The organism is Variovorax sp. V213 (genome assembly GCF_041154455.1).
Taxonomy (GTDB): Bacteria; Pseudomonadota; Gammaproteobacteria; order Burkholderiales; family Burkholderiaceae_C; genus Variovorax.
This window is the reverse complement of record NZ_AP028664.1, coordinates 2,257,156-2,281,761: the sequence shown is the minus strand read 5'-3', so window position 1 is coordinate 2,281,761 and position 24,606 is coordinate 2,257,156. Positions and strand designations below refer to the sequence as shown.

The window sequence follows — 24,606 nt, the reverse complement described above, 5'->3', positions numbered from 1 at the left end:
CCCACGGCGCGCATTACTCTCGCTTCCCGGATTATTTTTTCTTCGGCGCGGCCACGCAGTCCGCGTAGTAGCGCTTCTTGCCGGTTTCGTCGACGCGCGCCACCAGGCCGTGGATGTCAGTCTCGAAGCCCGGGCACTGCAGGTTGAATTCGCGCGAGAACTTGAGGTAGTCGACGATCTTCTTGTTGAACACCTCGCCCGGAATCAAGAGCGGAATGCCCGGCGGGTACGGCGTGATCAGGCTGGTGGTGATGCGGCCTTCGAGCTCGTCGATCTCCACGCGCTCGGTCTTGCGGTGCGCGATGTGGGCGAAGGCGTCGCTCGGCTTCATGGCCGGCGTGAGATCGCTCAGGTACATCTCGGTGGTGAGGCGCGCCACGTCGTAACGTGCGTAGAGCTGGTGGATGTGCTGGCACAGGTCGCGCAGGCCCAGGCGTTCGTAGCCGGGGTGCTGCTGGCAGAACTCGGGCAGGATGCGCCACATCGGCTGGTTGCGCGCGTAGTCGTCCTTGAACTGCTGCAGCGCCGTCAGCAGCGTGTTCCAGCGGCCCTTGGTGATGCCGATGGTGAACATGATGAAGAAGCTGTAGAGCCCGGTCTTCTCCACGATCACGCCGTGCTCCGCGAGGAACTTGGTCACCACGCTGGCGGGAATGCCGGTCTCGGCAAAATTGCCCTCCAGGTCGAGCCCGGGCGTCACGATGGTCGACTTGATCGGGTCGAGCATGTTGAAGCCGTCGGCCAGATCGCCGAAGCCGTGCCAGTTGCGCGGCGACTTCTTGTTTTTCGGCTTGCCGTTCTTCTCGCCCGTCATGATCCAGTCTTCGGCGCGGCCGATGCCTTCGTCGACGAGCTTCTCGGGGCCCCAGACCTTGAACCACCACTCGTCCTTGCCGAACTCGTCCTCGACCTTGCGCATGGCGCGGCGGAAGTCGAGCGCTTCGAGAATGCTCTCCTCCACCAGCGCGGTGCCGCCGGGCGGCTCCATCATGGCGGCGGCCACGTCGCAGCTCGCGATGATCGCGTACTGCGGGCTCGTGGACGAGTGCATCAGGTAGGCCTCGTTGAACAGGTCGCGGTCGAGCGCACGGTTCTGCGAGTCCTGCACCAGCACGTGGCTGGCCTGGCTGATGCCGGCCAGCAGCTTGTGGGTCGACTGGGTCGCAAACACCAGCGATTCCTTCGGGCGCACGCGGCGCTTGCCCATGGCGTGGTAGGCGCCGTAGAACGGATGGAAGGCCGCATGCGGCAGCCATGCTTCGTCGAAGTGCAGCGTGTCGACGTAGCCGTCGAGCATGCCCTTGATGGTCTCGGTGTTATAGATCACGCCGTCGTAGGTCGACTGCGTGAGCGTCATCACGCGCGGCTTCACCTTGTTCGGATCCACGTCGGCAAGCAGCGGGTTGGCCTTGATCTTGGCCTTGATGGCGCTCTGCTCGAACTCGCTCTTGGGAATCGGGCCGATGATGCCGAAGTGGTTGCGCGTGGGCTTCATGAACACCGGGATCGCGCCGGTCATGATGATCGCGTGCAGGATCGACTTGTGGCAGTTGCGGTCGACCACCACCACGTCGTCGGGTGCCACCGTGTGGTGCCACACCATCTTGTTGCTGGTGCTGGTGCCGTTGGTCACGAAGAAGCAATGGTCGGCGTTGAAGATGCGCGCCGCATTGCGCTCGCTGGCCGCCACCGGGCCGGTATGGTCGAGCAGCTGGCCGAGTTCTTCCACCGCATTGCAGACGTCGGCGCGCAGCATGTTCTCGCCGAAGAACTGGTGGAACATCTGGCCCACCGGGCTCTTCAGGAACGCCACGCCGCCCGAATGGCCCGGGCAGTGCCACGAATACGAGCCGTCTTCGGCGTAGTCGATCAGCGCCTTGAAGAACGGCGGCTGCACGCCCTCCAGGTAGCTCTTGGCCTCGCGGATGATGTGGCGCGCCACGAACTCGGGCGTGTCCTCGAACATGTGGATGAAGCCGTGCAGCTCCCGCAGGATGTCGTTCGGGATGTGGCGCGAGGTCTTGGTTTCGCCGTAGATGTAGATCGGCACGTCGGCGTTCTTGCGGCGCACCTCGCCGATGAAGCTGCGCAGGCTCAGCACGGCGGGATCGAGGTCGGGGCCGACCGTGAACTCCTCGTCGTCGATCGACAAAATAAATGCGCTGGCACGGCTTTGCTGCTGCGCGAACTGGCTCAGATCCCCGTAGCTCGTGACGCCGAGCACCTCGAAGCCCTCGCTTTCGAAGGCCTGCGCAAGCGCGCGAATGCCAAGGCCCGAGGTGTTTTCGGAGCGGAAGTCCTCGTCGATGATGACGATGGGGAAGCGAAATTTCATGAGCAGGGCTCCGGACAGGCAATGAGGCGCGAAGTGTACGGAATTCGGATGAAGGATTCCCTGACCTTTTGACTCAGAATGTCGGGCGTCCATCAAAGAGGAGAAGACATGGCGAATTCCACCATCTGGTGGCTGATAGCGGGAGCCGCCATCGTGCTCGAATTGCTCTCGGGTACGGTTTACCTGCTGCTGCTGGCCACGGGCTTCGCAGCGGCGGCCGTTGCGGCGCACGTTGGCGCGGGAACGGTCGCGCAACTCGTCGTGGCGGCTGTGGTCGGCGTGGGCGCGGTCCTGGCCTGGTATGTGGTGCAGCGCCGACGCCCGGGCCCGCTTCCCACCGGCTCGAACCGCGACGTCAACCTGGACATCGGCGAGATCATCCATATCGAGGCATGGAACCCCGACGGCACGGCCACCGTGCGCTATCGGGGAGCCCAGTGGACCGTGGTTCCGCGCACCGGCCACGCGCCGGCCACAGGCGAGCACCGCGTGGTCGAGGTCATCGGCAGCCGCCTCGTGGTCGAGAAGACCTAGTCAGAATTCAAGAGGAGAAACATCATGGAATTTTCGGTTCCCATCATCATCCTGGTCATCGCGGTCATCGTCATCAGCCAGTCGGTCAAGTTCGTGCCGCAGCAGAACGCCTGGGTGCGCGAGCGCCTGGGCAAGTACCACAGCACCATGACGCCCGGGCCCAATTTCCTGATCCCCTTCATCGACAAGGTCGCCTACAAGCACAGCCTGAAGGAAATTCCACTCGACGTGCCGAGCCAGATCTGCATCACGCGGGACAACACCCAACTGCAGGTCGACGGCATCCTGTACTTTCAGGTGACCGACCCGATGCGCGCGAGCTACGGCTCGTCGAACTACATCGTGGCCGTGACGCAGCTGGCGCAAACGTCGCTGCGCAGCGTGATCGGCAAGCTCGAGCTCGACAAGACCTTCGAGGAGCGCGACGTCATCAACGCCCAGGTGGTTGCGGCCATCGACGAGGCGGCGCTCAACTGGGGTGTGAAGGTGCTGCGCTACGAAATCAAGGACCTGACGCCGCCCAAGGAAATCCTGCTGGCCATGCAGGCGCAGATCACCGCCGAGCGCGGCAAGCGCGCGCTCATCGCGGCTTCGGAGGGCAGGCGCCAGGAACAGATCAACATCGCCACCGGCGAGCGCGAAGCCTTCATTGCCCGCTCCGAGGGCGAGAAGCAGGCCCAGATCAACAACGCCCAGGGCGAGGCGGCCGCCATCACCGCCGTGGCCACCGCCACCGCCGACGCCATCGAGCGGGTGGCGGCGGCCATCCGCCAGCCCGGCGGCGAGCAGGCCGTGCAGCTCAAGGTGGCCGAGCGCGCGGTCGATGCCTACGGCAAGGTTGCGGCCGACTCCAAGACCACGCTGATCGTGCCAAGCAACATGACTGAAACCGCCGCGCTCATCGCGTCGGCCATGCGCATGGTCCAGGCCGGCAAGCCCTCGAATCCGACCTGAGCGACTGCTACAATCGAAGGCTCAGGAGCGGTGGATGAGCGGTTTAAGTCGCACGCCTGGAAAGCGTGTGAGGGTTAATAGCCCTCCGCGGGTTCGAATCCCGCCTGCTCCGCCAGAGAATTGATTGTTCGTAACCGTTCACGGACATGAGAGACAGAATAAAAAGCCCAGGTTGCCCTCCAGCATCCTGGGCTTTTTTGCTCGCCCGTTGCGCCCTTGCAACGTGCATCCGACTGCCCCCGCCGCCCTCAACTGGCGGTACGATCCAAAGTCTTACTTTCAAGCCCGCAAAGGAGCCCGGATGGCCGGACAATCCCAACCCACCCCGCATGGCGATACGTCGCTCGAACAGACATTGGAGAAGACCGAAGCGGTTGCCGCCGATGTGCAGCGGGCGTCGGACAACCTTGCGGTCGTGAACACGGTCCTCGAACAGGAGCTGCCCGAGGAAATCCAGGTGGGCGAAGTGGCTCAGGCCATCGAGCACACCAGCCAGCTTGAAGAAAAGCTGGCCAAGTCGGCCGAAACATTGGCCGAGGTCAACGCCGCCTTGAGCGAGGAAATCGAGAAGCGCCTGGAGATCACTGCCCAGCGCGATGAAAGCCAGGCACAGGCCGAAGAACTCAAGGCAAGGATCCGATCCGGCGCTGCGGACTGATCGTCTCCACGGTCTTTCCGGGCGGTACGGGTCGCTCCTTATCCCTTCTCCTACGCTGCAGACGCATCCGGCACGCTACGCTATTGGTTCTCAAAGCGAAACCACGGCATGGCCCTCATCACGTTCCTCGTCGAGGACAACAAGACCATCAGGGACAACCTGGTCCCGGCTCTCGAAGATCTGGTCAACGGCCAGATCGTCGGCTTCGCCGAAACCGAATCCGATGCGCTCGCCTGGCTCGCTTCCCATCCCCACGATTGGCAGTTGCTCATCGTTGACCTGTTCCTGAAAGAAGGCTCCGGGCTGGGCGTGCTGTCGGGCTGCAAGGCCCGCGGGCCGGGCCAACGCGTGGTGGTGCTGAGCAACTACGTGACAGCCGACATCCGTGCGCGTTGCGAGGCACTGGGCGCCGACGCGGTCTTCGACAAGTCGCGCGACCTCGACGCGTTCATCGAATACTGCAACACCGATCGGCCTTCGGGCCTTGCCGGCTTGAACTGACGCCAATTGCCGTTGCCAAGAAAAAAGGGCCCGAAGGCCCTTTTTTCTTTTTTGCGCCATGGCGCAACGGTGTGCAATGAAACCGATCAGCGCACCACGGCGATCTGCGTACGCACGCCACCCTTGTAGGTGAAGAGCGTCAGCGCGCCGTTCTTGATGTCGCCCTTTTCGTCGAAGGCGATCGGGCCGGTCACGCCCTTGTATTGCACCTTGCCGACTTCCGGCAGGTACTTTTCGGGGTCGGAGGAACCGGCCTTGACCATGGCTTCAGCCAGAACGTTGACCGCGTCGTAGACGTACGGTGCATAGATCTGGACTTCCACGCCGTTCTTGGCCTTGAACTTGGCCTTGAAGTCTTCCAGCGGCTGCTTGAAGTCGCCGTCGACACCGCCGGCTTCGGCGCAAACCACCATCTCTTCGCCGATGGCATCGCCAGCCAGCTTGGGCAGTTCGCCGGTGCACAGGCCGTCGCCGCCCATGAACTTGACGTTCAGGCCGAGTTGCTTGACCTGCTTGAGCATCGGGCCGCCAACGGCGTCCATGCCGCCGAAGAACAGCACGTCGGGCTTGGCGGACTTGAGCTTGGTCAGGATGGCGTTGAAGTCGGTCGACTTGTCGGTCGTGAACTCGTGGCCGACGATGGTCCCGCCGGCAGCCTTGGCAGCCTTTTCGAACTCCTCGGCAACGCCTTGGCCGTAGGCCGTGCGGTCGTCGATCACGGCAATGTTCTTGCCCTTGAGCGTTTCGACGGCGTACTTGCCCAGCGTGCCGCCGAGTTGCGTGTCGTCGGCCACCACGCGGAACGCGGTCTTGAAGCCTTGGCGCGTGTACTTGGGATTGGTTGCCGAAGGCGAGATCTGCGGAATGCCGGCGTCGCTGTAGAGCTTGGAGGCGGGAATCGTGGTGCCCGAGTTCAGGTGGCCGACGATGCCGTTGACCTTGCTGTCGACCAGCTTCTGGGCCACAGCCGTGCCTTGCTTCGGATCGCCGGCGTCGTCTTCTGCGAGCAGTTCGAACTTGGCAACCTTGTCACCGATCTTGAGGCCCTTGGCGTTCAGGTCTTCGATGGCCATCTTGGCGCCGAACTCGTTGTCCTTGCCAAGGTGGGCAATGGCGCCGCTGGTGGGGCCAACGTGGCCGATCTTGACGACCAGCGTGCTTGCCGGAGGCGCTGCAGGTGCGGGGGCCGCTGCCGTGGGCGCCGGAGCGGCGGGTGCAGCAGCTTCTTCTTTTTTGCCGCAAGCCACAAGCGTGAGAGCAGCCAGTGCGACCGCAGTCCATTTCAATTGCATGAGAACCTCCAGAACATTGATAAATAAACTAAGAACCGGTCGTGTGATCCGGGCGCGCAGACCTCGCAAGTTTCGCGCCGCAGACCAGCGGCACCCTCCCGCCCCACCGACCTGGCGCGCAGTTTAGCTGAAGCTTTACGCTCCGGAAGCTGGCGTAGACCCTGTGTTTTCGGAGAGCTCGGCGGCCATTGCCTCGATCACCAAAGCCCGCAATACGGCCTCGATTTCTTCGCGCAGCCGAGGCACCATGGCATCGAGTTGCTGCTGCACGGCCGCCGAGACGGTGTCGCTCAAACGCTCCTCCAAAGACAGGTCGACACGCTGCAGCACGCGGTGCAGAAGCTGCTCTTCGAGGCGGACGATTTCGGCCTCTGAGCGCTGTTCGGCCGGAGGCAGCGCAACGGCTTCGGCGGGGTCGATGGGTGCGGCCGGCGCGGCCACAGGGCTCGCCGGCTCGGCAGCCGGCGTCTCGGCCGGCAGGTCGAGCACCGTGGTCAGGGTGGGGACGAACCGGGGCGGTGTACGCAGCGTGCTGGCCATCAGGAAGCGCTCCTTGCAAAGTCGTGCGGCTGGATGGTGTAGCCCCGGTCGGCATAGTGGCGCCACCGCGAACGCCCGATCTGCCGGTCTGCCGCCTCGTCGCTCACGATGTCGATCAGGCGCTCGAAGCGCTCGAAACCCGCCGGGACCTCAGCCCCCAGGTTCACGAGCATTTCGCGGTGCGGCAGCGATGCGGCCTGCGCGCCCTCGGCCGAAAGAATGACCGGCGAGCGGGCCACCACATGAGGCTGCGCGTCGGCCCGGCAATGGGCAATGAAGTCGGAGGGCAAGAGCTGCCAGAGCGCGGCATCCATCGCCTCGAGCGTCTGCGCCTCGCCCACCACGACCACGCACAGCCCGCGCGCGTTCACGGCCTTTCGAACCAGCCGGCAGGCATAGTTCACCTTGTCCGGCGTATTGAAATGAATGCCGATTTCCGTCACTGCGCGGACCGGGCCTTTCGGGCGGCCGAACCGGCGCTCTTGCGAGCGGACTTCGACGGGGCAGCCTCCCTGGCGGCGGCGCTGCGTGCGCGGTCCATCAGGTAGGACACCAGCAGGCCCACGGGCCGCCCGGTCGAGCCCTTGGCCGCCCCGCTCTTCCAGGCCGTGCCTGCGATGTCCAGGTGCGCCCAGACGAAGTCGCCGGCAAAGCGCTGCAGGAACTTGGCCGCGGTGATGGCGCCGCCGGCACGGCCCGCCACGTTGGCCACATCGGCAAAGTTGCTCTTCAGGCCATCGGCATATTCGTCGTCGAGCGGCAGGCGCCAGCAGCGGTCTTGCGATTCTTCGCCGGCCGCCTGGAGCGCTGCGGCCAGCGTCTCGTCGGTCGTGAACAAGCCGCTGCGCACGCCGCCCAGTGCCACCACGCAAGCGCCGGTGAGCGTGGCAATGTCGATCACGGCGGCCGGCTCGAAGCGCTTGGCGTACGTGAGGGCGTCGCACAGGATGAGCCGTCCCTCGGCGTCGGTGTTGAGCACCTCGATGGTCTGGCCGCTCATGCTGGTGACCACGTCGCCGGGCTTGATTGCGCGGCCGTCGTTCATGTTCTCGCACGTCGGCACGAGTCCCACCACGTTGATGGCAGGCTGGATTTCCCCGAGCGCGCGGAAGGTGCCCAGCACGCTGGCCGCGCCGCACATGTCGAACTTCATCTCGTCCATTTCGGCGGCCGGCTTGAGCGAGACGCCCCCGGTGTCGAAGGTGATGCCCTTGCCGACCAGCACCACGGGCGCTTGGTCCTTGGGGCCGCCCTGGTAGCGCAGCACGATGAAGCGCAACGGCTCGGCCGAGCCTTGTGCCACGGCGGCGAACGAGCCCATGCCGAGCTTCTGCACCTCCTTGGGGCCCAGCACCTCGCACTTGATGCGGGGCAGCTTGGACAGCCCCTTGGCCGCCTCCGCCAGCAGGGTCGGCGTGCAGTAGTTGCCCGGGCGGTTGCCCCACTCTTTCGCGAGCTCGATGCCGGACACGGTGGCGCGGGCTTCGTCGAAGGCCTTGCCCACCGCCGCGGCGTCGGCCACCCCGAGCGTCAGGTTGCGGATGGTGCGCCCGTTCTCGCCGTTCGAGGCCTTCGCCTTGGTCGTGGTGTAGACGTAGCTGGCGTCGGCGGCGGCGGCCACGGCGCAGCCGACCGCGGCACCACTGGCCTCTTGCGCGAAGGCCATGACCACGCGCTTGGGCCCGTAGGCCTTGGCTGCGTTGACCGCCGCGATGACGCCGATGCGCACCGACGCGGGCTTGCCATCGCCGATGGCGGCCAGCACGACGCGCGAGGCCACCACCTCGTCGGGGTGGTAGAGCGCGAGCAGCTTGCCGGCCTTGTCCGGCAGGTCGCCGGCCTTGCGGGCGCTGGCGATCAGTGCGGAGAGCGGATCCTTGGCGGTGAGGGGTGCGCTGCCGACGAGCACGATCAGCACGTCGGATTTTTCGGCTGCGGCGCGGGCAACGGTGAGGGTCTTGAGCTGAAAGTCCATAATCCTTTTTTTCCTCGAACGATGTTATTCCATTCTTCCCTACGCAAGGAGCTGTCGCGCAGCTTCGGAGCGACCCTCGTCGTCCTGGTCACCATCGTGATGACCATGATGCTCATCCGCACGCTCGGGCTCGCCTCCAAGGGCAGCGTGAACCCGTCCGAAGTGTTCCTGGTGATGGCGTACACGGTGCTCGGCTACATGCCCACCATCCTGAGCCTGAGCCTGTTCATCGCCATTGTCGGCACCTTGTCGCGCATGTACCGCGACAGCGAAATGGTGATCTGGTTTTCCAGCGGGCGCGGCCTGGCCGATTTCGTCGAGCCGCTGTTCCGCTTTGCCTGGCCCGTGCTTGCTTTGATCGCGGTCATGGCGCTGGTGGGCTGGCCCTGGGCCAACTCGCAGACCATCGGCATGCGTGCGCAGTACGAAAGGCGCAGTGACATCGAACGCGTCACGCCGGGCGAGTTCCGCGAATCCTCCGGGCGCATGCGCGTCTTTTTCATCGACAAGGACACGCCTGACGGCGCCACGGCGACCAATGTGTTCATCTGGGCCGTCGAGCGCGGGCTGCAGATCACGACCTCGGCACGCAGCGGTCGCATCGAGAACATCGGCGAGAACCGCTACCTGATGCTGAGCAATGGCCAGCGGCTCGAACGCCCGATGCTGCCCACCGCGGGCCTCAAGATCAGCGAGTTCGAAACCTACGGCACCCGGGCCGGCGGCAACGCGGCACTGGCAGGCGACACCACCCCGGCTCGCGCCAAGCCGACGCTTCAACTCCTGCGGGAGCCCGGCAACTCAAGCCGCGGAGAACTGGCCTGGCGCATCGGCATGCTGCTGGCCGGCATCAACTTCGTGCTGCTTGCATTGACCGTGTCGAGCGTCAATCCGCGCGTGGGACGCAGCGGCAACCTGCTGTTCGCCCTCTTCGCCTTCGTCGTCTACTACAACATGCTCAACCTGGGCCAGAGCTGGATCAGCTCCGGCCGCTTCGGCATGGGTTCCTTCATGCTGCTGCTGCACGGCGGCGTCCTGCTGATAGGCGTCGCGTGGCTGCTTCTGCGCAACAACAACTGGGGCCGGCGGCGCAAGACCGAGCGCGTCATCGCCGGCGGCCTGCCCGCCCAGCCCGCGAAAATCGACCCGACCTCGTGAAAACAATCCGACGCCTGATCTATGTCGAGGCACTGAAAGCCGTGGCTTTCGTGACGCTCGGCTTCCTGAGCCTGTTTTTCTTCTTCGACTTCGTCGACGAACTGCAGTCCATCGGCAAGCCCGAAAGCCTGGCTTACGGCCCCGCGCAGGCACTGATCTACGTGACCCTGCTGATTCCGAGCCACTTGTACGAACTGCTCCCGATCACGGTGCTGATCGGCTGCATCTTCGTGATGGCGCGCCTTGCGCAAAGCTCCGAATACACCATTCTTCGCACCAGCGGCCTCGGCCCTTGGCGCGCCCTGCGCACCCTGCTGCTGCTCGGCGTCGGTTTCGTCGTGCTGACCTTTGCCATCGGCGACTACATCGCGCCGGTCTCCGAGCGCACCGGGCAACTGCTCAAGTCGCGCTACCAGGGCTCGTATTCACTGGTGGGCAATACCGGGGCCTGGCTCAAGGAGAAGCGCGAGAACGTGTCCTATGCGGTCAACGTGCTGTCCATCGCGCGCGATGGCTCCCTGAAGAACGCGCGCATCTTCGAATTCGACGCCAACGGCTATGTGCGCAAACAGCTCGTCGCGTCTTCGGCGCGCATCTACGACGACCACTGGGCGCTGTCCGATGTCGAACTGCAGGACTACGACACGCGCACCGCCGCGGACAAGGCCCACATCGTCACCACCAAGGTGCCGCAGCTCGACTGGCCGACCACGCTCACGGCCGAAATGGTGTCGGTGGCACTCCTGCGGCCCGACCGCATGGGTACTCTCGACCTGTTCGACTACATCCGCCACCTCGACGCCAACGGCCAGACCGCGCAGCGCTACGAGATCCAGTTCTGGCGCAAGGTCTTCTACCCGCTCTCGTGCCTGGTGATGGTGGTGCTCGCGCTGCCCTTCGCCTACCTGCACTTCCGCCAGGCCGGCATCACCACCTACGTGTTCGGCGGGGTGATGATCGGCATCAGCTTCTTCCTGCTGAACAACGTGTTCGGCTACCTTGGCAACCTGAGCAACTGGTCTCCGTGGCTGACGGCTGCCGCGCCGGGGCTCATCTATTCGGTGATGTCGCTTGCCGCGTTCAGCTGGCTGGTTCTTCGAAGATAGAAGAGAAAAAAACAACAGATGGCGGCCGAAAAAGCGAGGGGGATCATCCTCTTGGCCCATGGATCGCGCGACGAGCGCTGGCGCGCGCCGATCGAGGCCGTGGCCGCGCGCGTCACGGCGCTCGACCCGCAGGCCCGCGTGGTTTGCGCCTACATGGAACTGGCCGCGCCCGACCTGCGCACCGCGGCGGCGGCCTTGATTGCCAGCGGCGCCCGCTCGCTCAGGGTGGTTCCGCTCTTCCTTGGCATGGGAAAGCACGCCCGCGAAGACCTGCCACTGCAGCTCGACGCACTGCGCGGCACCTGGCCGCAGGTCGAGTTCCAACTGGCCAACATCGTCGGCGAAGAGCCCGAACTGGTCGAACTGCTGGCCAGAATTGCAAGCAAGTCTTGAATTCGCAGCTATTTCCATAGACTCCGAAGGCATAATGAATTCCGCAATAAGACGGAATTTGATATGAATCTGCACCAGTTCAAGTTTGTTCAGGAAGCCGTGCGGCGCAACCTGAATCTCACGGAAGCGGCCAAGGCGCTCCACACCTCGCAGCCGGGGGTGTCGAAAGCCATCATCGAACTCGAGGAAGAACTCGGCGTCGAGATCTTTGCCCGCCACGGCAAGCGGCTCAAGCGGGTCACGGAGCCGGGCCAGCACGTCATCGCCAGCATCGAACTGATCATGCGCGAGGTCGGCAACCTCAAGCGCATCGGCGAGCAGTTCAGCGCGCAGGACAGCGGCACCCTCTCCATTGCCACCACGCACACCCAAGCGCGCTACGTGCTGCCGGTGCCCGTGGCCAGGTTGCGCGAGGCCTACCCGAAGGTGAACGTGAGCCTGCACCAGGGCTCGCCCGACCAGGTGGCACGCATGGTGATCGACGAAATCGCCGAGGTGGGCATTGCCACCGAATCGCTGGCCGACTACGCCGAACTGGTGACGCTGCCCTGCTACGAATGGCAGCACGTGCTGGTGCTCCCCAAGGACCACCCGCTGGCCGCCAAGGACCGCATCTCGCTCGAGGACCTGGCGCACGAACCCATCATCACCTACCACCCGTCTTTCACCGGCCGCACGCGCATCGACCACGCCTTTGCGCAGAAGAAACTCACGCCGCGCATCGCGCTCGAGGCCATCGACTCCGACGTGATCAAGACCTATGTGCGCCTTGGCCTGGGCGTAGGCATCGTGGCCGAGATGGCGGTGCGCGACGAGTCGAACGCCGACCTCGTGGTGCGACCCATGGGCCATGTGTTCGGCCAGAACATCGCCCGCGTGGCGTTCAAGCGCAGCGCCTACCTGCGCAACTTCGTGTTCAAGTTCGCCGAGCTGCTGTCCGACCGGCTCGACCGCAACCTGATCGCCAAGGCCCTGAGCGGGCATCAGCAAGACTACGAACTCTGAGATCCAGCCTCCAGCTTCCGACCACGACCATGAGCACCGCTACTTCTTCTCCCCGCACTCCGGCCATCGGCACCAAGCTGCCCGCCGTCGGCACCACCATCTTCACCGTGATGTCCGCCCTGGCGGCAGAGAAGAACGCGGTGAATCTCGGCCAGGGCTTTCCCGATTTCAACTGCGACCCGAAGCTGCTCGAAGACGTGACGGCCGCCATGGCCGCGGGCCACAACCAGTACCCGCCGATGCCCGGCATTCCGGCGCTGCGCCAGGCGATTGCCGGCAAGATCGCCGCGCTCTACGGCCACGGCTACAGCGCCGCCGACGAGATCACGGTGACCGCGGGTGCCACGCAGGCGATCATCACGGCCATCCTCGCCGTGGTGCGCGCGGGCGACGAGGTGATCGTTCTGGAACCCTGCTACGACAGCTACGTGCCCAACATCGAGCTCGCCGGCGGCAGCGTGGTGCGCGTGCCGCTCGTGCCCGGCACCTTCCGGCCCGACTTCGACAAGATTGCCGCGGCGCTCTCGCCGCGCACGCGCGCGATCATCGTCAACACGCCGCACAACCCGAGCGCCACGGTCTGGACCGCGGCCGAGATGCGCAAGCTCGAAGAGTTGCTGGCCCCGACCGAAGTGCTGGTGATTGCCGACGAGGTCTACGAGCACATGGTCTACGACGGCGCACAGCACGAAAGCGTGGCGCGCTTCCCGGGCCTGGCTGCGCGCAGCTTCATCGTGAGCAGCTTCGGCAAGACCTACCACGTCACCGGCTGGAAAGTCGGCTACGTCGCGGCACCGGCACCGTTGATGGCCGAATTCCGCAAGGTGCACCAGTTCAACGTGTTCACCGTCAACACACCCATGCAGCATGCGCTCGCGCAGTACATGGCCGAACCGGGGCCCTACCTGGAACTGCCGGACTTCTACCAGCGCAAGCGCGACCTGTTCGCCGCCGGGCTGGCCGAGAAGACCCGCTTCAAGCTGCTGCGCAGCGAAGGCAGCTACTTTCAGTGCGTCGACATTTCCGCGGTGAGCGAGCTTTCGGAGGCCGACTTCTGCCTGTGGCTGACCCGCGAGATCGGCGTGGCCGCCATTCCGCTGTCGGCTTTCTATGGCAACGGCTTCGACCAGCGCGTGGTGCGTTTCTGCTTCGCCAAGAAGGACGACACGCTGGTTGCGGCCCTGGACCGGCTGGCACGGCTATAAAGCCGACGCCGCCGGTAGGATAGTCCTGACCACCGAAGGAGCGGCTTTCCGGCGTGTTTTTCGCCCCTGGACAGCGAGCATGAGGACTCGTAACAACAACGTCCAGGAGATAAGCATGTCCCTCTCGTTCATTCTGCTGATCGTTCTGATCCTGCTGCTGATAGGCGCATTGCCGAGCTGGGGCTACAGCCGGAGCTGGGGCTACTGGCCCAGCGGGGGCCTGGGCCTGGTCGTGCTGGTCCTCGTCATCCTGGTGCTCATGGGACGCATATGAAGCTTCCGGACATTTCGCGCACCTGAAAGAAGCCCGCGGCAAGCGGGCTTTTTTTCGCCCGTCTGCCGGGGTTCAGGCCTGCAACTGGGCCCAGGCCTTGTCCAGCCGCTTGATGCTGACCGGCTGCGGCGTGCGCAGCTCCTGCGCGAAGAAACTCACGCGAAGCTCCTCCAGCAACCAGCGGAATTCGAGCATGCGCTCGTCCACGGCGCCCTTGCGTTCCGCCACCAGTCGCCAGTAGCGTTGCTCCTGAGGCCGAAGCTCGGCCAGCTTGGCGGCATCGCGCGCGGGGTCGGCGCGCAGTTTGTCGAGCCGCAGCACGATGGCCTTGAGATAGCGCGCGAAATGCTGCAGCTGCGTCCACGGCGCCTCCGAGATGAACCGCTTGCCGACCAGGCGCTGCAATTGCTGCGCGGCGTCCTGCACGGCCTCGGACTGGATCTTGGTGTCCTTGATCTTGCGCGCGGCAGCGGCGTACTCGGCCAGGATGGCCGCGGCCAGCCGCGCCACCTCGTTGGCAATCAAGGTGAGCCGGCCCCGGCCTTCTTCGAGGCGGCGCTTGAAGGCGAATTCATCGGTGGGCAGCGGCTCCTGCAGAAAGGCCCGGTCGATCGCGACGCCGATGATCTGCGCCCGCAGCTCTTCCGATGTGCCGAGCGGCATGTAGGCCACCGCCATCTTCTGCAGATCGGGGATGTTCTTCTCGAGGTACTTGAGCGCGTCTTTCAGCTGCAGCGCAAACAGGCGGCGCAGACCGGCGCGGTGCTTCGCGGCGGCCACGGCCGGCTCGTCGAACACCTCGATGGTCACGGCATCGCCTTCGTCCCGAAGGGCCGGAAAACCGATGAGCGACTGCGCGCCACGGCGCACTTCCATCAGCTCGGGCAGCTCGCCGAAGCTCCAGCTCGTGTATCGCTGGCCCGCGGGCAGGCTCGGTGCAGAGGGGGCCGGCGCGACGGCATGGCCCTTGGCCTGCGCCTGTCCTTCGGCGGCTTCGGCCGGCTTGCGGTCGGCGGAAGCCTTGACGTTGAGCCCGGCCAGCGCCTGGAAGGCGCCTCGCGCCTGCGCGCCCAGTTCCGCCTTGAGCGCGCCCAGGTTGCGCCCCATGCCGAGCTGGCGTCCGTGCTCGTCCACGATGCGCAGGTTCATGAACAGGTGCGGCGGCAGCATGTCGAGCTTGAAGTCCGCGCGCTTCACGTCGATGCTCGTGGCATCGCGCACACGCTTGAGCAGCACGTCGGTCAACGAACCGTGGCCGAACACCTCGGGCGCCGAGAGTTCTTCCGCGAGCCTTGCAGCCGATTCGGGCAACGGCACCAGCCGCGAGCGCGGGCGCTGCGGCAGGCTCTTGAGCAGCGCCTGGATCTTGTCCTTGAGCATGCCCGTCACCAGCCACTCGCAGCGCTCTTCGCTCACCTGGTTGAGCACGAAGAGCGGCACGCTGGCCGTGAGGCCGTCTTTCGCGTCGCCCGGCTCGTGCAGATAGCTCGCCGCGCAGTCGACACCGCCGAGCCGCAGCGTGGACGGAAACGACTGCGTGGTGATACCGGCCGCCTGGTGGCGCATCAGCTCTTCGCGTGTCAGGAAGAGCAGGCGCGGCTGCTCCCTCGAGGCCTGGCGGTACCAGTTCTCGAAGGTGATGCCGCTCGCCACGTCGGCGGGCAGCTGCGCGTCGTAGAAGGCGAAGATCAGCTCGTCGTCGACCAGCACGTCCTGCCGGCGCGACTTGTGCTCCAGGCCTTCGACCTCGCGCACCAGCTTGCGGTTGGCCGCGAGAAACGGGAACTTGCTCTCCCATTGCCCGCCGACCAGCGCTTCGCGAATGAATATCTCGCGCGCCGCCACCGGATCGACCTTGGTGAAATCGACCCGGCGCCCGCTGTAGACCACGAGGCCGTAGAGCGTGGCGCGCTCCAGCGCCGAAACCTGCGCGCCCTTCTTCTCCCAGTGCGGGTCGAGCAGTTGCTTCTTCAGCAGATGGCCCGCCACCTGTTCGAGCCACTGCGGTTCGATGTTGGCAATGCCGCGGCCGAAGAGGCGCGTGGTCTCGACCAGCTCGGCCGCGACGATCCAGCGGCCGGGCTTCTTCTTCAGGTGCGCACCCGGATGGCGGTAGAACTTGATGCCGCGCGCCCCCAGGTACGCCTCGTCGTCCTCGAGCTTCCAGCCGACGTTGCCGAGCAGGCCCGCAAGCATCGAAAGATGCAGCGGTTCATAGCCCGCCGGTTCGGCGTTGATGCGCCACTTGTGCTCGGTCACGACCGTGAGCAGCTGCGAGTGGATGTCGCGCCATTCGCGCACGCGGCGGATGTTGATGAAGTTCTGGCGCAGCAGCTGCTCGTACTGGCGATTGCTGAGCTTGTGAGTGTCACCGTGGCCGCCGCGCGCATCGGCGATCCATTTCCACAGCCGCAGGTAGCCGCTGAACTCGCTCTTCTCGTCGTCGAATTTCGAATGCGCCTGGTCTGCCTGCTGCTGCGCGTCCATCGGCCGGTCGCGCACGTCCTGGACGCTCAGCGCCGAGGCGATCACCAGCACTTCTTCGAGCGCGCCGCGTGTGCGCGCTTCCAGGATCATGCGGCCCACGCGCGGATCGAGCGGCAGCTTGGCGAGCTCACCGCCCGTGGCGGTGAGCTCGTTGGCATCATCGACTGCACCGAGTTCGTTGAGCAGCTGGTAGCCATCGGCAATGGCGCGCGGCGAAGGTGCCTCGAGAAACGGGAACCGCGCCACGTCGCCCAGGCGCAGCGACTTCATCCGCAGGATCACCCCTGCCAGCGAGGAACGCAGGATCTCGGGGTCGGTGAAACGCGGCCGGCCTTCGAAGTCCTTCTCGTCATAGAGCCGGATGCAGATGCCGTTGGCCACGCGGCCGCAACGGCCCGCGCGCTGGTTGGCCGCAGCCTGGCTGATGGGTTCGACCAGGAGTTGCTCGACCTTGCTGCGGAAGCTGTAGCGCTTGACGCGCGCGGTGCCGGTGTCGATCACGTAGCGGATGCCCGGCACGGTGAGCGAGGTTTCCGCCACGTTGGTGGCAAGCACGATGCGCCGGCCCGTGTGGCCGTCGAAGATGCGGTCCTGCTCAGGCCCCGACAGCCGCGCGAACAGCGGCAACACCTCGGCATTGCGCAGCAGCGGCTGGTGGCTCAGGTGGCGGCGCAGATGATCGGCCGCCTCGCGGATTTCGCGCTCGCCGGGCAAGAACACCAGGATGTCGCCCGCGTTGTGCGGGTCGCGCCAGAGTTCGTCGACGCCGTCGGCGATCGCGTCGTTCAGGTCATGCTCGCGCGACTCCTCGAACGGCCGGTAGCGCTGCTCGACCGGAAAGGTACGGCCCGACACCATGATGATGGGCGCGGGCCCCTTGGCCGACGCGAAATGCTGCGCGAACCGATCGGCGTCGATGGTGGCCGAGGTCACGATCACCTTCAGGTCGGGCCGGCGCGGAAGAATCTCGCGCAGGTAGCCCAGCAGGAAGTCGATGTTCAGCGAGCGCTCGTGCGCCTCGTCGATGATCAGCGTGTCGTAGGCCTTGAGCAGCGGATCGGTCTGCGTCTCGGCCAGCAAGATGCCGTCCGTCATGAGCTTGACCGAGGCGTCGCGGCTCAGCCGGTCCTGGAAGCGCACCTTGAAGCCGACCACGTCGCCCAGCGGCGTCTTCAGTTCTTCGGCGATGCGCTTGGCCACCGAGCTTGCGGCAATGCGCCGCGGCTGCGTGTGGCCGATGAGCCTGCCCTTGCCCGGCGGCGCGTTGAGCTTGCCACGGCCGAGCGCCAGGGCGATCTTCGGCAACTGCGTGGTCTTGCCCGAGCCTGTTTCGCCGCAGACGATCACCACCTGGTGCGCCTCGATGGCGGCCATGATTTCGTCGCGCCGGCCGGAGACCGGAAGCGATTCGGGAAAGTCGATGCGCAAGGGAACGGAAGGTGTCGTGGTCGTCAAGGGAAAAGCTGATTCGCGAAGGCGCGGCGGGCAAACCGTCGATTATCGGTGCGCGCCGCCCCTGTTGCACGCCCTGCGACGCCACCCGGCTGCTGCGGGCGATCGCCCGTCCCGCGCGAACCGCCCCTCAAGAATGCACAATCACGCTCCATGTCCACCGTTTTCAACTTCACCTTCGTGCCCTGGTTCCGCTCGGTCGCGCCCTACATCCACACGCACCGAGGCAAGACTTTCGTGGTCGCCCTGGCGGGTGAGGCGATCGCGGCGGGCAAGCTGCAGAACATTGCGCAAGACCTGGCGCTGATCCAGAGCATGGGCGTCAAGATCGTCCTGGTGCACGGCTTCCGCCCGCAGGTCAACGAACAGCTCGCGGCCAAGGGGCACGAGGCGCGCTACTCGCACGGCATCCGCATCACCGACGAGGTGGCGCTCGATTCCGCCCAGGAAGCCGCCGGCCAGCTGCGCTACGAGATCGAAGCCGCATTCAGCCAGGGCCTGCCGAACACGCCGATGGCCGGCTCCACCGTCCGCATGATTTCGGGCAACTTCATCACCGCCCGCCCCGTGGGCGTGGTCGATGGCGTGGACTTCAAGCATTCGGGCCTGGTGCGCAAGGTCGACGCCGTGGGCATCCGCCGCACGCTCGATTTCGGCGCCATGGTGCTGATGTCGCCCTTCGGCTTCTCGCCCACGGGCGAGGCCTTCAACCTGACGATGGAAGAAGTGGCCACCAGCGTGGCCATTTCGATCCAGGCCGACAAGCTGATCTTCCTGACCGAGATTCCGGGCATCCGCATCGACAGCGAATTGCCCGAGAGCGAAGACAACCCCATCGACACCGAGCTGCCGCTCGCCGCGGCCGAAAAGCTGCTGGCGTCGCTGCCGCCACCGCAGAAGCCGACCGACACCGCCTTCTACCTGCAGCACTGCGTCAAGGCCTGCAAGGGCGGCGTGGAGCGCAACCACATCCTGCCCTTTGCCCTGGACGGCGCGCTGCTGCTCGAGGTGTATGTGCACGACGGCGTCGGCACCATGGTGATCGACGAGAAGCTCGAAAGCCTGCGCGAAGCCACGGTCGACGACATCGGCGGCATCCTGCAGCTGATCGAGCCCTTCGAGCGCGACGGCACGCTGGTCAAGCGCGACCGCACCGAGATTGAGCGCGACGTGGGCCACTACACGGTCATCGAGCACGACGGCGTGATCTTCGGCTGCGCGGCGCTCTACCCCTACCCCGAGGCAAAGACCGCCGAGATGGCCGCGCTGACCGTCTCGCCCCAGTCGCAGTCGCAGGGCGACGGTGAACGCATCCTCAAGCGCATCGAGCACCGCGCCAAGGCCATGGGCCTGGAAAGCATCTTCGTGCTCACCACGCGGACCATGCACTGGTTCCTGAAGCGCGGTTTCCAGCAGGTCAACCCCGACTGGCTGCCCGAAGCCCGCAAGCGCAAGTACAACTGGGACCGCAAGAGCCAGGTGCTGGTCAAGAAAATCTGAGCCTTTGAACCTTTAGAGGGAAGCCCGCCGCCATGACGCTCGCCACCGCCCTGCTGTTCTCCATCGTCGCGCTGGCCGCCATCGCCACGCCCGGACCAACCGTGCTGCTGGCGCTGAGCAATGGATCGCGGCGCGGCGTGCGCGGTGCGCTGCCGGGCATCCTGGGTGCCGTGCTGTCCGACTTCGTCCTGGTCGGCGCGGTGGCGCTGGGCCTGGGCGCGCTGCTGGCGGCGTCGGAGTTCTGGTTCTCCATGCTCAAGTGGGTGGGCGCCGTGTACCTGGCCTGGCTGGGCGTTCGCATGCTGCGCTCGAAAGGCGGCAGTTTCGACGCGCCGCGTGCCGACGCGGGCGAGCCCGCCACGGGCATGAACGGAGACGGCCGCAAGGTCTTTCTCAAGTCATTCCTGGTGGCAGTCACCAACCCGAAGGGCTATCTGTTCTGCTCGGCGCTGATGCCGCAGTTCATCGACCCCGCGGCCGCCCAGGGCATGCAGTACGCCATCATCGCCGTGCTGTTCGCCTCCCTGGACGCGTTGGTGATGGGGGTCTACGCCTTCGTGGGTGCGCGGGCGATGCGGCTGCTGACGGTCGCCGCGGGTCGCTGGATCGATCGCACCTGCGGCGCGATGCTGCTGGCGCTGGCCGGCTCGCTGGCGTTCTACCGGCGCAGCGGCACCTGAGCGGCCGGCGACCCGTCGCCGATAATCGCTCTCCATGAACCCCCTGCTTTCCAAGCTCCAGCCCTATCCTTTCGAGCGGCTGCGGCGCCTGTTCGAGGGCGTCCAGCCCAATGCCGATTTCGCGCCCATCAGCCTGGGCATCGGCGAACCCAAGCACGCCACGCCGGCCTTCATCAAGGAAGCGCTGGCCGCCAGCATGGCCACGCTCGCGGCCTACCCCGCCACGGCCGGCAGCCTGCCGCTGCGCACCGCCTTCACCGACTGGCTGCGGCGCCGCTACGCCCTGCAGCTGGACCCGGCCACCCAGGTGCTGCCGGTCAACGGGTCGCGCGAGGCGCTGTTCTCGCTCGCGCAAACGGTGGTCGATGGCAGCAAGACTCCGGCGCCGGTGGTGGTTTCGCCCAACCCGTTCTATCAAATCTACGAAGGGGCGGCCCTGCTCTCGGGCGCCGAGCCCTACTACGTGCCGAGCGTGCCGGCGCGCAACTTCGCGGTGGATTGGGACAGCGTGCCCGAGGCCGTCTGGGAGCGCACGCAACTGGTGTTCGTCTGCTCGCCCGGCAACCCGACCGGCGCCGTGATGCCGCTGGATGAGTGGCGCAAGCTCTTTGCGCTCTCGGACCGCTACGGCTTCGTGATTGCGGCCGACGAGTGCTACAGCGAGATCTACTTCCGCGACGAGCCACCGCTCAGCGGGCTGGAGGCCGCCGCCAAGCTCGGCCGAGGCGACTTCAAGAACCTGATCGCGCTCACCTCGCTGTCCAAGCGCAGCAACGTGCCGGGCCTGCGCAGCGGCTTCGTGGCGGGCGACGCGGCCATCATCAAGAGCTTTTTGCTCTACCGCACCTACCACGGCAGCGCCATGAGCGGCACCGTGGCGGCGGCCAGCATCGCGGCCTGGGGCGACGAGACCCACGTCGTCGAGAACCGGGCCAAGTACCGCGCCAAGTTCGCCGCCGTGACGCCCCTGCTCGAACCGGTGCTCGACGTGCGGCTGCCCGACGCCAGTTTCTACCTCTGGGCGGGGGTGCCCGAAGTGTGGGCTGGCGACGACGAATCCTTCGCCCGGGCGCTCTACGCTCAATACAATGTTACGGTTCTGCCGGGGAGCTATCTGGCGCGCGACACGGCACACAGCGCCAACCCCGGCCGTGGCCGCATCCGCATGGCCCTGGTGGCCGAAACGGCCGAATGCGTGGAAGCCGCCGAGCGCATCGTCCGCTTCGTGCAATCCGGCCAACCGGGCCGGGGCTGAACCGCTGCTTTCCCGGCTCCCATTTTTCACACGAGACTTTCTCCATGACCCAGCAACTGCAACAAATCATCGACGCCGCGTGGGAAGACCGCGCCAACATCTCGCCCAGCGCCGCCTCGGCCGAAGTGCGCGACGCCGTCGAGCACGTGATCTCCGAGCTCAACAACGGCAAGCTGCGCGTTGCCACGCGCGAGAGCGTGGGCAAGTGGACCGTGCACCAGTGGATCAAGAAGGCCGTGCTGCTGTCGTTCCGCCTGAAGGACAACGAGCAGATGCAGGCCGGTTCGCTGGGCTTCTATGACAAGGTGCCGACCAAGTTCTCGCACCTGTCGGCCGGCGAGCTGAAGGAATCGGGCGTTCGCATCGTGCCCCCGGCCGTCGCACGCCGCGGCAGCTACATCGCCAAGGGCGCGATCCTGATGCCCTCGTACGTGAACATCGGCGCCTACGTGGGCGAAGGCACCATGGTCGACACCTGGGCCACCGTAGGTTCGTGCGCGCAGATCGGAGCCAATGTGCACCTGTCCGGCGGCGTCGGCATCGGCGGCGTGCTCGAGCCGCTGCAGGCCGGCCCCACCATCATCGAGGACAACTGCTTCATCGGCGCCCGTTCCGAAGTGGTCGAAGGCGTGGTGGTCGAAGAGAACTCGGTGCTCGGCATGGGCGTGTACATCGGCCAGAGCACCCCGATCTTCAACAGGGACACCGGAGAGACCTTCTACGGCCGCGTGCCCTCCGGCAGCGTCGTCATCAGCGGCAACCTGCCCAAGAAGACCAAATCGGGCCAGGACTACAGCACTTACGCCGCAATCATCGTCAAGACGGTCGATGCGCAAACGCGTTCCAAGACCAGCCTGAACGACCTGCTGCGCGATTGATCCCGCCTTTGTCCCGTTAGAAAACAACAGCACCCGAGGAGAGTGAGAGCGATGAACATGATGGAGCGAATCCTTCGTCTGATGGCCGAGCGCAAGGCCTCCGACATCTACCTCTCGGCGCACTCCCCGGTGCTGATCCGCATCAACGGCACCTGCGTGCCGATCAATGCCCAGGTGCTGCCGGCCGCCGCGCCGCTCGCGCTGCTGGCCGAAGTGGTGCCCGAAGCCCGCATCCAGGAGCTGGAGAGCAAGGGCGAGCTCAACATGGCCGTGATGCTCGAGGGCGCCGGCAACTACCGCATCAGCGCCATGCGCCAGCGCGGCAGCTATGCGGTGGTGGTGCGGCACATTGCCTCGACCATTCCCAGCTTTGCCGACCTGAACCTGCCCGACATTCTCAAGACGCTGATCATGGAGAAGCGGGGCCTGATCCTGATGGTCGGCGCCACGGGCGCGGGCAAGACCACCACGCTGGCCTCGATGCTCGACTACCGCAACGAGCACGCCACGGGCCACATCCTCACGGTGGAAGAGCCCATCGAGTTCACCTACACCAACAAGAAGTCGCTGGTGAACCAGCGCGACGTGGGCAGCGACACCGAGTCACTGCATGTCGCGCTCAAGAATGCGTTGCGCCAGGCGCCCGACGTGATCCAGATCGGCGAAATCCGCGACCGCGAAACCATGACCGCGGCCATTGCCTATGCGCAGTCGGGCCACCTGTGCGTGGCCACGCTGCATGCCAACAACAGCTACCGCGCGCTGAACCGCATCCTGAGCTTCTTTCCGGTCGAGGTGCGCCCCACCCTGCTGGGCGACCTGGGCTCGGCGCTGCGCGCCATCGTGTCGCAGCGGCTGCTGCGCACGCCCACGGGCGGCCGCGTGCCGGCGCTCGAGGTCATGCTCAATACGGCCCTGGTGGCCGAGCTGATCGAAAAAGGCGATTTTTCCGCCGTCAAGGAAGCCATGGAGCAGTCGATGGCCGAAGGCTCCCAGACCTTCGAGGAAGACATTGCCCGCCTCATCACCGAAGAGCGCGTGACGCGCGAGGAGGGCCTGGCCCAGTCCGACTCGCCCACCAACCTGATGTGGCGGCTGCAGAACCGCGCCGCGCCCAAGCAGAAGGCCGAAGAGCGCAACCTGATGGACCAGGTCGACGAACCCACCTTTACCGACATCACGCTCGACGTGAAGTTCTGACCCAGCCTCACCGGCTTTTTTTCCGATGTCCCGTACGCTCCAGCTCGCCGAACAACTCATCTCGCGCCCCTCGGTCACCCCTGACGATGCGGGCTGCCAACAGATCCTCAGCGAACGGCTGGCGCCACTGGGCTTCACGCTGGAGACCATCGAGAGCGGTCCCGCGGATTTCCGCGTGACCAACCTCTGGGCGGTGCGCCGTCCGGCCGCTGCCACGGCCACAAAGACGCTGGTGTTCGCCGGTCACACCGACGTGGTGCCCACCGGCCCGGTCGAGCAATGGACCAGCCACCCCTTCACGCCCACGCACCGCGACGGCAAGCTCTACGGCCGCGGCGCCTGCGACATGAAGACCTCGGTTGCGGCCTTCGTTGTCTCCATCGAGGAGTTCCTGCGGGCCACGCCCGATCCGAAGCTCACGCTGGCGCTGCTGCTCACCAGCGATGAGGAAGGCCCGGCCGTCGACGGCACCGTCGTCGTCTGCAACACGCTGGCGGCGCGCGGCGAGGTGCTCGACTACTGCATCGTCGGCGAGCCCACCGCCGTGCAGCGCTGCGGCGACATGATCAAGAACGGCCGCCGCGGCACCATGAGCGGCAAGCTCACGGTCAAGGGCGTGCAGGGGCACATCGCCTACCCGCATCTCGCCAAGAACCCCGTGCACTCGGTGGCGCCTGCGCTGGCCGAACTCGTGGCCATCAACACGGCCGGCGGCTGGGATGCGGGCAACGACTACTTCCAGCCGACCAGTTGGCAAATCAGCAACTTTCATGCGGGCACCGGCGCGAGCAACGTGATCCCGGGCGACGCTGTGATCGATTTCAATTTCCGCTTCTCGACCGAGTCGACGCCCGAGTCCCTGCAGAAGCGCGTGCATGCGGTGCTCGATGCCCATGGCGTCGACTACACGCTGGCCTGGACCGTCGGCGGCCTGCCCTTCCTGACCACGCCCGGCGAGCTCGTCAGCGCGGTGCAGGCGGCCATTGCCGATGAAACCGGCATCGCGACAGAACTCTCGACCAGCGGCGGCACCAGCGACGCGCGCTTCATCGCCAAGATCTGCAAGCAGGTGGTCGAGCTCGGCCCGGTCAATGCAAGCATCCACAAGATCGACGAGCACATCGACGTGGCCGAGATCGAAACGCTGAAGAACATCTACAGGCGCACGATGGAGCGGCTCGAAGCGTCGCTGGTCGGATGAGCGCCACGCCGAGCCGCCCCAAG

The 24,606-nt window shown here is 65.7% G+C and carries 22 protein-coding genes and 1 tRNA gene; 17 read left to right on the top strand and 6 right to left on the bottom strand.

Annotated features, from left to right (window positions below; translation table 11 throughout):
- Window positions 1-31: 31 nt before the first annotated feature.
- Window positions 32-2,335, bottom strand: coding sequence for an Orn/Lys/Arg decarboxylase N-terminal domain-containing protein (locus ACAM55_RS10880; RefSeq protein WP_369656015.1), 2,304 nt, complete (start codon window positions 2,333-2,335; stop codon window positions 32-34).
- A gap of 108 nt (window positions 2,336-2,443) precedes the next feature.
- Between ACAM55_RS10880 and ACAM55_RS10875 the strand changes: the two genes are divergently transcribed.
- From ACAM55_RS10875 to ACAM55_RS10855, 5 genes are all read left to right on the top strand, one after another.
- Window positions 2,444-2,869: an NfeD family protein gene (locus ACAM55_RS10875; RefSeq protein ID WP_369656014.1), complete on the top strand. Its 426-nt coding sequence runs from the start codon at window positions 2,444-2,446 to the stop codon at window positions 2,867-2,869.
- Window positions 2,870-2,893: 24 nt separating this feature from the next.
- Window positions 2,894-3,823 carry an SPFH domain-containing protein gene (locus tag ACAM55_RS10870; protein ID WP_369656013.1) on the top strand — a complete coding sequence of 310 codons (930 nt, stop codon included), beginning with the start codon at window positions 2,894-2,896 and terminating at the stop codon, window positions 3,821-3,823.
- Between the two features lie 24 nt (window positions 3,824-3,847).
- Window positions 3,848-3,938, top strand: a tRNA-Ser gene (locus tag ACAM55_RS10865).
- A 57-nt stretch (window positions 3,939-3,995) separates the two neighbouring features.
- Window positions 3,996-4,481: a hypothetical protein gene (locus ACAM55_RS10860; protein ID WP_369656012.1), complete on the top strand. Its 486-nt coding sequence runs from the start codon at window positions 3,996-3,998 to the stop codon at window positions 4,479-4,481.
- A 108-nt stretch (window positions 4,482-4,589) separates the two neighbouring features.
- Window positions 4,590-4,982 carry a response regulator gene (locus ACAM55_RS10855; RefSeq protein WP_369656011.1) on the top strand — a complete coding sequence of 131 codons (393 nt, stop codon included), beginning with the start codon at window positions 4,590-4,592 and terminating at the stop codon, window positions 4,980-4,982.
- Window positions 4,983-5,068: 86 nt separating this feature from the next.
- Here ACAM55_RS10855 and ACAM55_RS10850 read toward each other — a convergent pair whose 3' ends face one another.
- From ACAM55_RS10850 to ACAM55_RS10835, 4 genes are all read right to left on the bottom strand, one after another.
- A complete protein-coding gene (locus ACAM55_RS10850) occupies window positions 5,069-6,274 on the bottom strand; it encodes a branched-chain amino acid ABC transporter substrate-binding protein (RefSeq protein ID WP_369656010.1) in 1,206 nt (401 codons plus the stop codon).
- 135 nt (window positions 6,275-6,409) lie between these two features.
- On the bottom strand, window positions 6,410-6,814 hold the full coding sequence (locus ACAM55_RS10845; RefSeq protein ID WP_369656009.1) for a hypothetical protein: 405 nt from the start codon (window positions 6,812-6,814) through the stop codon (window positions 6,410-6,412).
- On the bottom strand, window positions 6,814-7,257 hold the full coding sequence (locus ACAM55_RS10840; RefSeq protein WP_369656008.1) for a DNA polymerase III subunit chi: 444 nt from the start codon (window positions 7,255-7,257) through the stop codon (window positions 6,814-6,816). Before ACAM55_RS10840 ends, ACAM55_RS10845 begins: the two co-directional genes overlap by 1 nt.
- Window positions 7,254-8,789: a leucyl aminopeptidase gene (locus ACAM55_RS10835; protein ID WP_369656007.1), complete on the bottom strand. Its 1,536-nt coding sequence runs from the start codon at window positions 8,787-8,789 to the stop codon at window positions 7,254-7,256. Before ACAM55_RS10835 ends, ACAM55_RS10840 begins: the two co-directional genes overlap by 4 nt.
- Window positions 8,790-8,810: 21 nt before the next feature.
- On the opposite strand from ACAM55_RS10835, the gene lptF reads away from it, so the two are divergent.
- The 6 genes from lptF to ACAM55_RS10805 all read left to right on the top strand — a co-directional run bounded on the left by lptF (window position 8,811) and on the right by ACAM55_RS10805 (window position 13,930).
- Window positions 8,811-9,947 (top strand): LPS export ABC transporter permease LptF, encoded by a 1,137-nt coding sequence (gene lptF, locus ACAM55_RS10830; RefSeq protein WP_369656006.1) that lies wholly within the window; start codon window positions 8,811-8,813, stop codon window positions 9,945-9,947.
- Window positions 9,944-11,053 carry an LPS export ABC transporter permease LptG gene (gene lptG / locus ACAM55_RS10825; protein ID WP_369656005.1) on the top strand — a complete coding sequence of 370 codons (1,110 nt, stop codon included), beginning with the start codon at window positions 9,944-9,946 and terminating at the stop codon, window positions 11,051-11,053. The genes lptF and lptG overlap by 4 nt, the downstream gene beginning before the upstream one ends.
- An 18-nt stretch (window positions 11,054-11,071) precedes the next feature.
- A complete protein-coding gene (locus ACAM55_RS10820; RefSeq protein WP_369656004.1) occupies window positions 11,072-11,446 on the top strand; it encodes a sirohydrochlorin chelatase in 375 nt (124 codons plus the stop codon).
- Window positions 11,447-11,509: 63 nt separating this feature from the next.
- Complete coding sequence (locus tag ACAM55_RS10815) at window positions 11,510-12,451, top strand: CysB family HTH-type transcriptional regulator (RefSeq protein ID WP_369656003.1); 942 nt, start codon at window positions 11,510-11,512, stop codon at window positions 12,449-12,451.
- Window positions 12,452-12,480: 29 nt separating this feature from the next.
- Entirely contained in the window at window positions 12,481-13,656 is a 1,176-nt protein-coding gene (locus ACAM55_RS10810; RefSeq protein ID WP_369656002.1) for a pyridoxal phosphate-dependent aminotransferase, read from the top strand.
- A 115-nt stretch (window positions 13,657-13,771) separates the two neighbouring features.
- The gene (locus tag ACAM55_RS10805; protein ID WP_369656001.1) at window positions 13,772-13,930 is read left to right on the top strand and encodes a DUF3309 family protein; all 159 of its coding nucleotides are present in this window, start codon (window positions 13,772-13,774) and stop codon (window positions 13,928-13,930) included.
- A 72-nt stretch (window positions 13,931-14,002) separates the two neighbouring features.
- On the opposite strand, the gene hrpA is transcribed toward ACAM55_RS10805, so the two are convergent.
- Window positions 14,003-17,791, bottom strand: coding sequence for an ATP-dependent RNA helicase HrpA (gene hrpA, locus ACAM55_RS10800; RefSeq protein ID WP_369656374.1), 3,789 nt, complete (start codon window positions 17,789-17,791; stop codon window positions 14,003-14,005).
- Window positions 17,792-18,022: 231 nt separating this feature from the next.
- On the opposite strand from hrpA, the gene argA reads away from it, so the two are divergent.
- Genes argA through dapE form a run of 6 tightly spaced genes read left to right on the top strand, consistent with a single transcriptional unit; the run spans window position 18,023 to window position 24,583 of the window.
- Complete coding sequence (argA, locus tag ACAM55_RS10795) at window positions 18,023-19,369, top strand: amino-acid N-acetyltransferase (RefSeq protein WP_028258750.1); 1,347 nt, start codon at window positions 18,023-18,025, stop codon at window positions 19,367-19,369.
- 32 nt (window positions 19,370-19,401) lie between these two features.
- Window positions 19,402-20,049, top strand: coding sequence for a LysE family translocator (locus tag ACAM55_RS10790; RefSeq protein ID WP_369656000.1), 648 nt, complete (start codon window positions 19,402-19,404; stop codon window positions 20,047-20,049).
- A gap of 34 nt (window positions 20,050-20,083) precedes the next feature.
- Window positions 20,084-21,304, top strand: coding sequence for a succinyldiaminopimelate transaminase (dapC, locus tag ACAM55_RS10785; protein ID WP_369655999.1), 1,221 nt, complete (start codon window positions 20,084-20,086; stop codon window positions 21,302-21,304).
- 44 nt (window positions 21,305-21,348) lie between these two features.
- Window positions 21,349-22,182 (top strand): 2,3,4,5-tetrahydropyridine-2,6-dicarboxylate N-succinyltransferase, encoded by an 834-nt coding sequence (gene dapD / locus ACAM55_RS10780; protein ID WP_369655998.1) that lies wholly within the window; start codon window positions 21,349-21,351, stop codon window positions 22,180-22,182.
- A 51-nt stretch (window positions 22,183-22,233) separates the two neighbouring features.
- Window positions 22,234-23,382, top strand: a complete 1,149-nt coding sequence (locus ACAM55_RS10775) for a PilT/PilU family type 4a pilus ATPase (RefSeq protein WP_369655997.1) — start codon at window positions 22,234-22,236, stop codon at window positions 23,380-23,382.
- Between the two features lie 25 nt (window positions 23,383-23,407).
- Entirely contained in the window at window positions 23,408-24,583 is a 1,176-nt protein-coding gene (dapE, locus tag ACAM55_RS10770) for a succinyl-diaminopimelate desuccinylase (RefSeq protein WP_369655996.1), read from the top strand.
- Window positions 24,584-24,606: the final 23 nt, after the last annotated feature.

Excerpts from the sequence above, each read along its gene's own strand:
- ACAM55_RS10880 (WP_369656015.1), bottom strand. The coding sequence starts at position 2,335 with ATGAAATTTCGCTTCCCCATCGTCATCATCGACGAGGACTTCCGCTCC.
- ACAM55_RS10875 (WP_369656014.1), top strand. The coding sequence starts at position 2,444 with ATGGCGAATTCCACCATCTGGTGGCTGATAGCGGGAGCCGCCATCGTG.
- ACAM55_RS10870 (WP_369656013.1), top strand. The coding sequence starts at position 2,894 with ATGGAATTTTCGGTTCCCATCATCATCCTGGTCATCGCGGTCATCGTC.
- ACAM55_RS10855 (WP_369656011.1), top strand. The coding sequence starts at position 4,590 with ATGGCCCTCATCACGTTCCTCGTCGAGGACAACAAGACCATCAGGGAC.
- ACAM55_RS10850 (WP_369656010.1), bottom strand. The coding sequence starts at position 6,274 with ATGCAATTGAAATGGACTGCGGTCGCACTGGCTGCTCTCACGCTTGTG.
- ACAM55_RS10845 (WP_369656009.1), bottom strand. The coding sequence starts at position 6,814 with ATGGCCAGCACGCTGCGTACACCGCCCCGGTTCGTCCCCACCCTGACC.
- ACAM55_RS10835 (WP_369656007.1), bottom strand. The coding sequence starts at position 8,789 with ATGGACTTTCAGCTCAAGACCCTCACCGTTGCCCGCGCCGCAGCCGAA.
- lptF (WP_369656006.1), top strand. The coding sequence starts at position 8,811 with ATGTTATTCCATTCTTCCCTACGCAAGGAGCTGTCGCGCAGCTTCGGA.
- ACAM55_RS10820 (WP_369656004.1), top strand. The coding sequence starts at position 11,072 with ATGGCGGCCGAAAAAGCGAGGGGGATCATCCTCTTGGCCCATGGATCG.
- ACAM55_RS10815 (WP_369656003.1), top strand. The coding sequence starts at position 11,510 with ATGAATCTGCACCAGTTCAAGTTTGTTCAGGAAGCCGTGCGGCGCAAC.
- ACAM55_RS10810 (WP_369656002.1), top strand. The coding sequence starts at position 12,481 with ATGAGCACCGCTACTTCTTCTCCCCGCACTCCGGCCATCGGCACCAAG.
- ACAM55_RS10805 (WP_369656001.1), top strand. The coding sequence starts at position 13,772 with ATGTCCCTCTCGTTCATTCTGCTGATCGTTCTGATCCTGCTGCTGATA.
- hrpA (WP_369656374.1), bottom strand. The coding sequence starts at position 17,791 with ATGGCCGCCATCGAGGCGCACCAGGTGGTGATCGTCTGCGGCGAAACA.
- argA (WP_028258750.1), top strand. The coding sequence starts at position 18,023 with ATGTCCACCGTTTTCAACTTCACCTTCGTGCCCTGGTTCCGCTCGGTC.
- ACAM55_RS10790 (WP_369656000.1), top strand. The coding sequence starts at position 19,402 with ATGACGCTCGCCACCGCCCTGCTGTTCTCCATCGTCGCGCTGGCCGCC.
- dapC (WP_369655999.1), top strand. The coding sequence starts at position 20,084 with ATGAACCCCCTGCTTTCCAAGCTCCAGCCCTATCCTTTCGAGCGGCTG.
- dapD (WP_369655998.1), top strand. The coding sequence starts at position 21,349 with ATGACCCAGCAACTGCAACAAATCATCGACGCCGCGTGGGAAGACCGC.
- ACAM55_RS10775 (WP_369655997.1), top strand. The coding sequence starts at position 22,234 with ATGAACATGATGGAGCGAATCCTTCGTCTGATGGCCGAGCGCAAGGCC.
- dapE (WP_369655996.1), top strand. The coding sequence starts at position 23,408 with ATGTCCCGTACGCTCCAGCTCGCCGAACAACTCATCTCGCGCCCCTCG.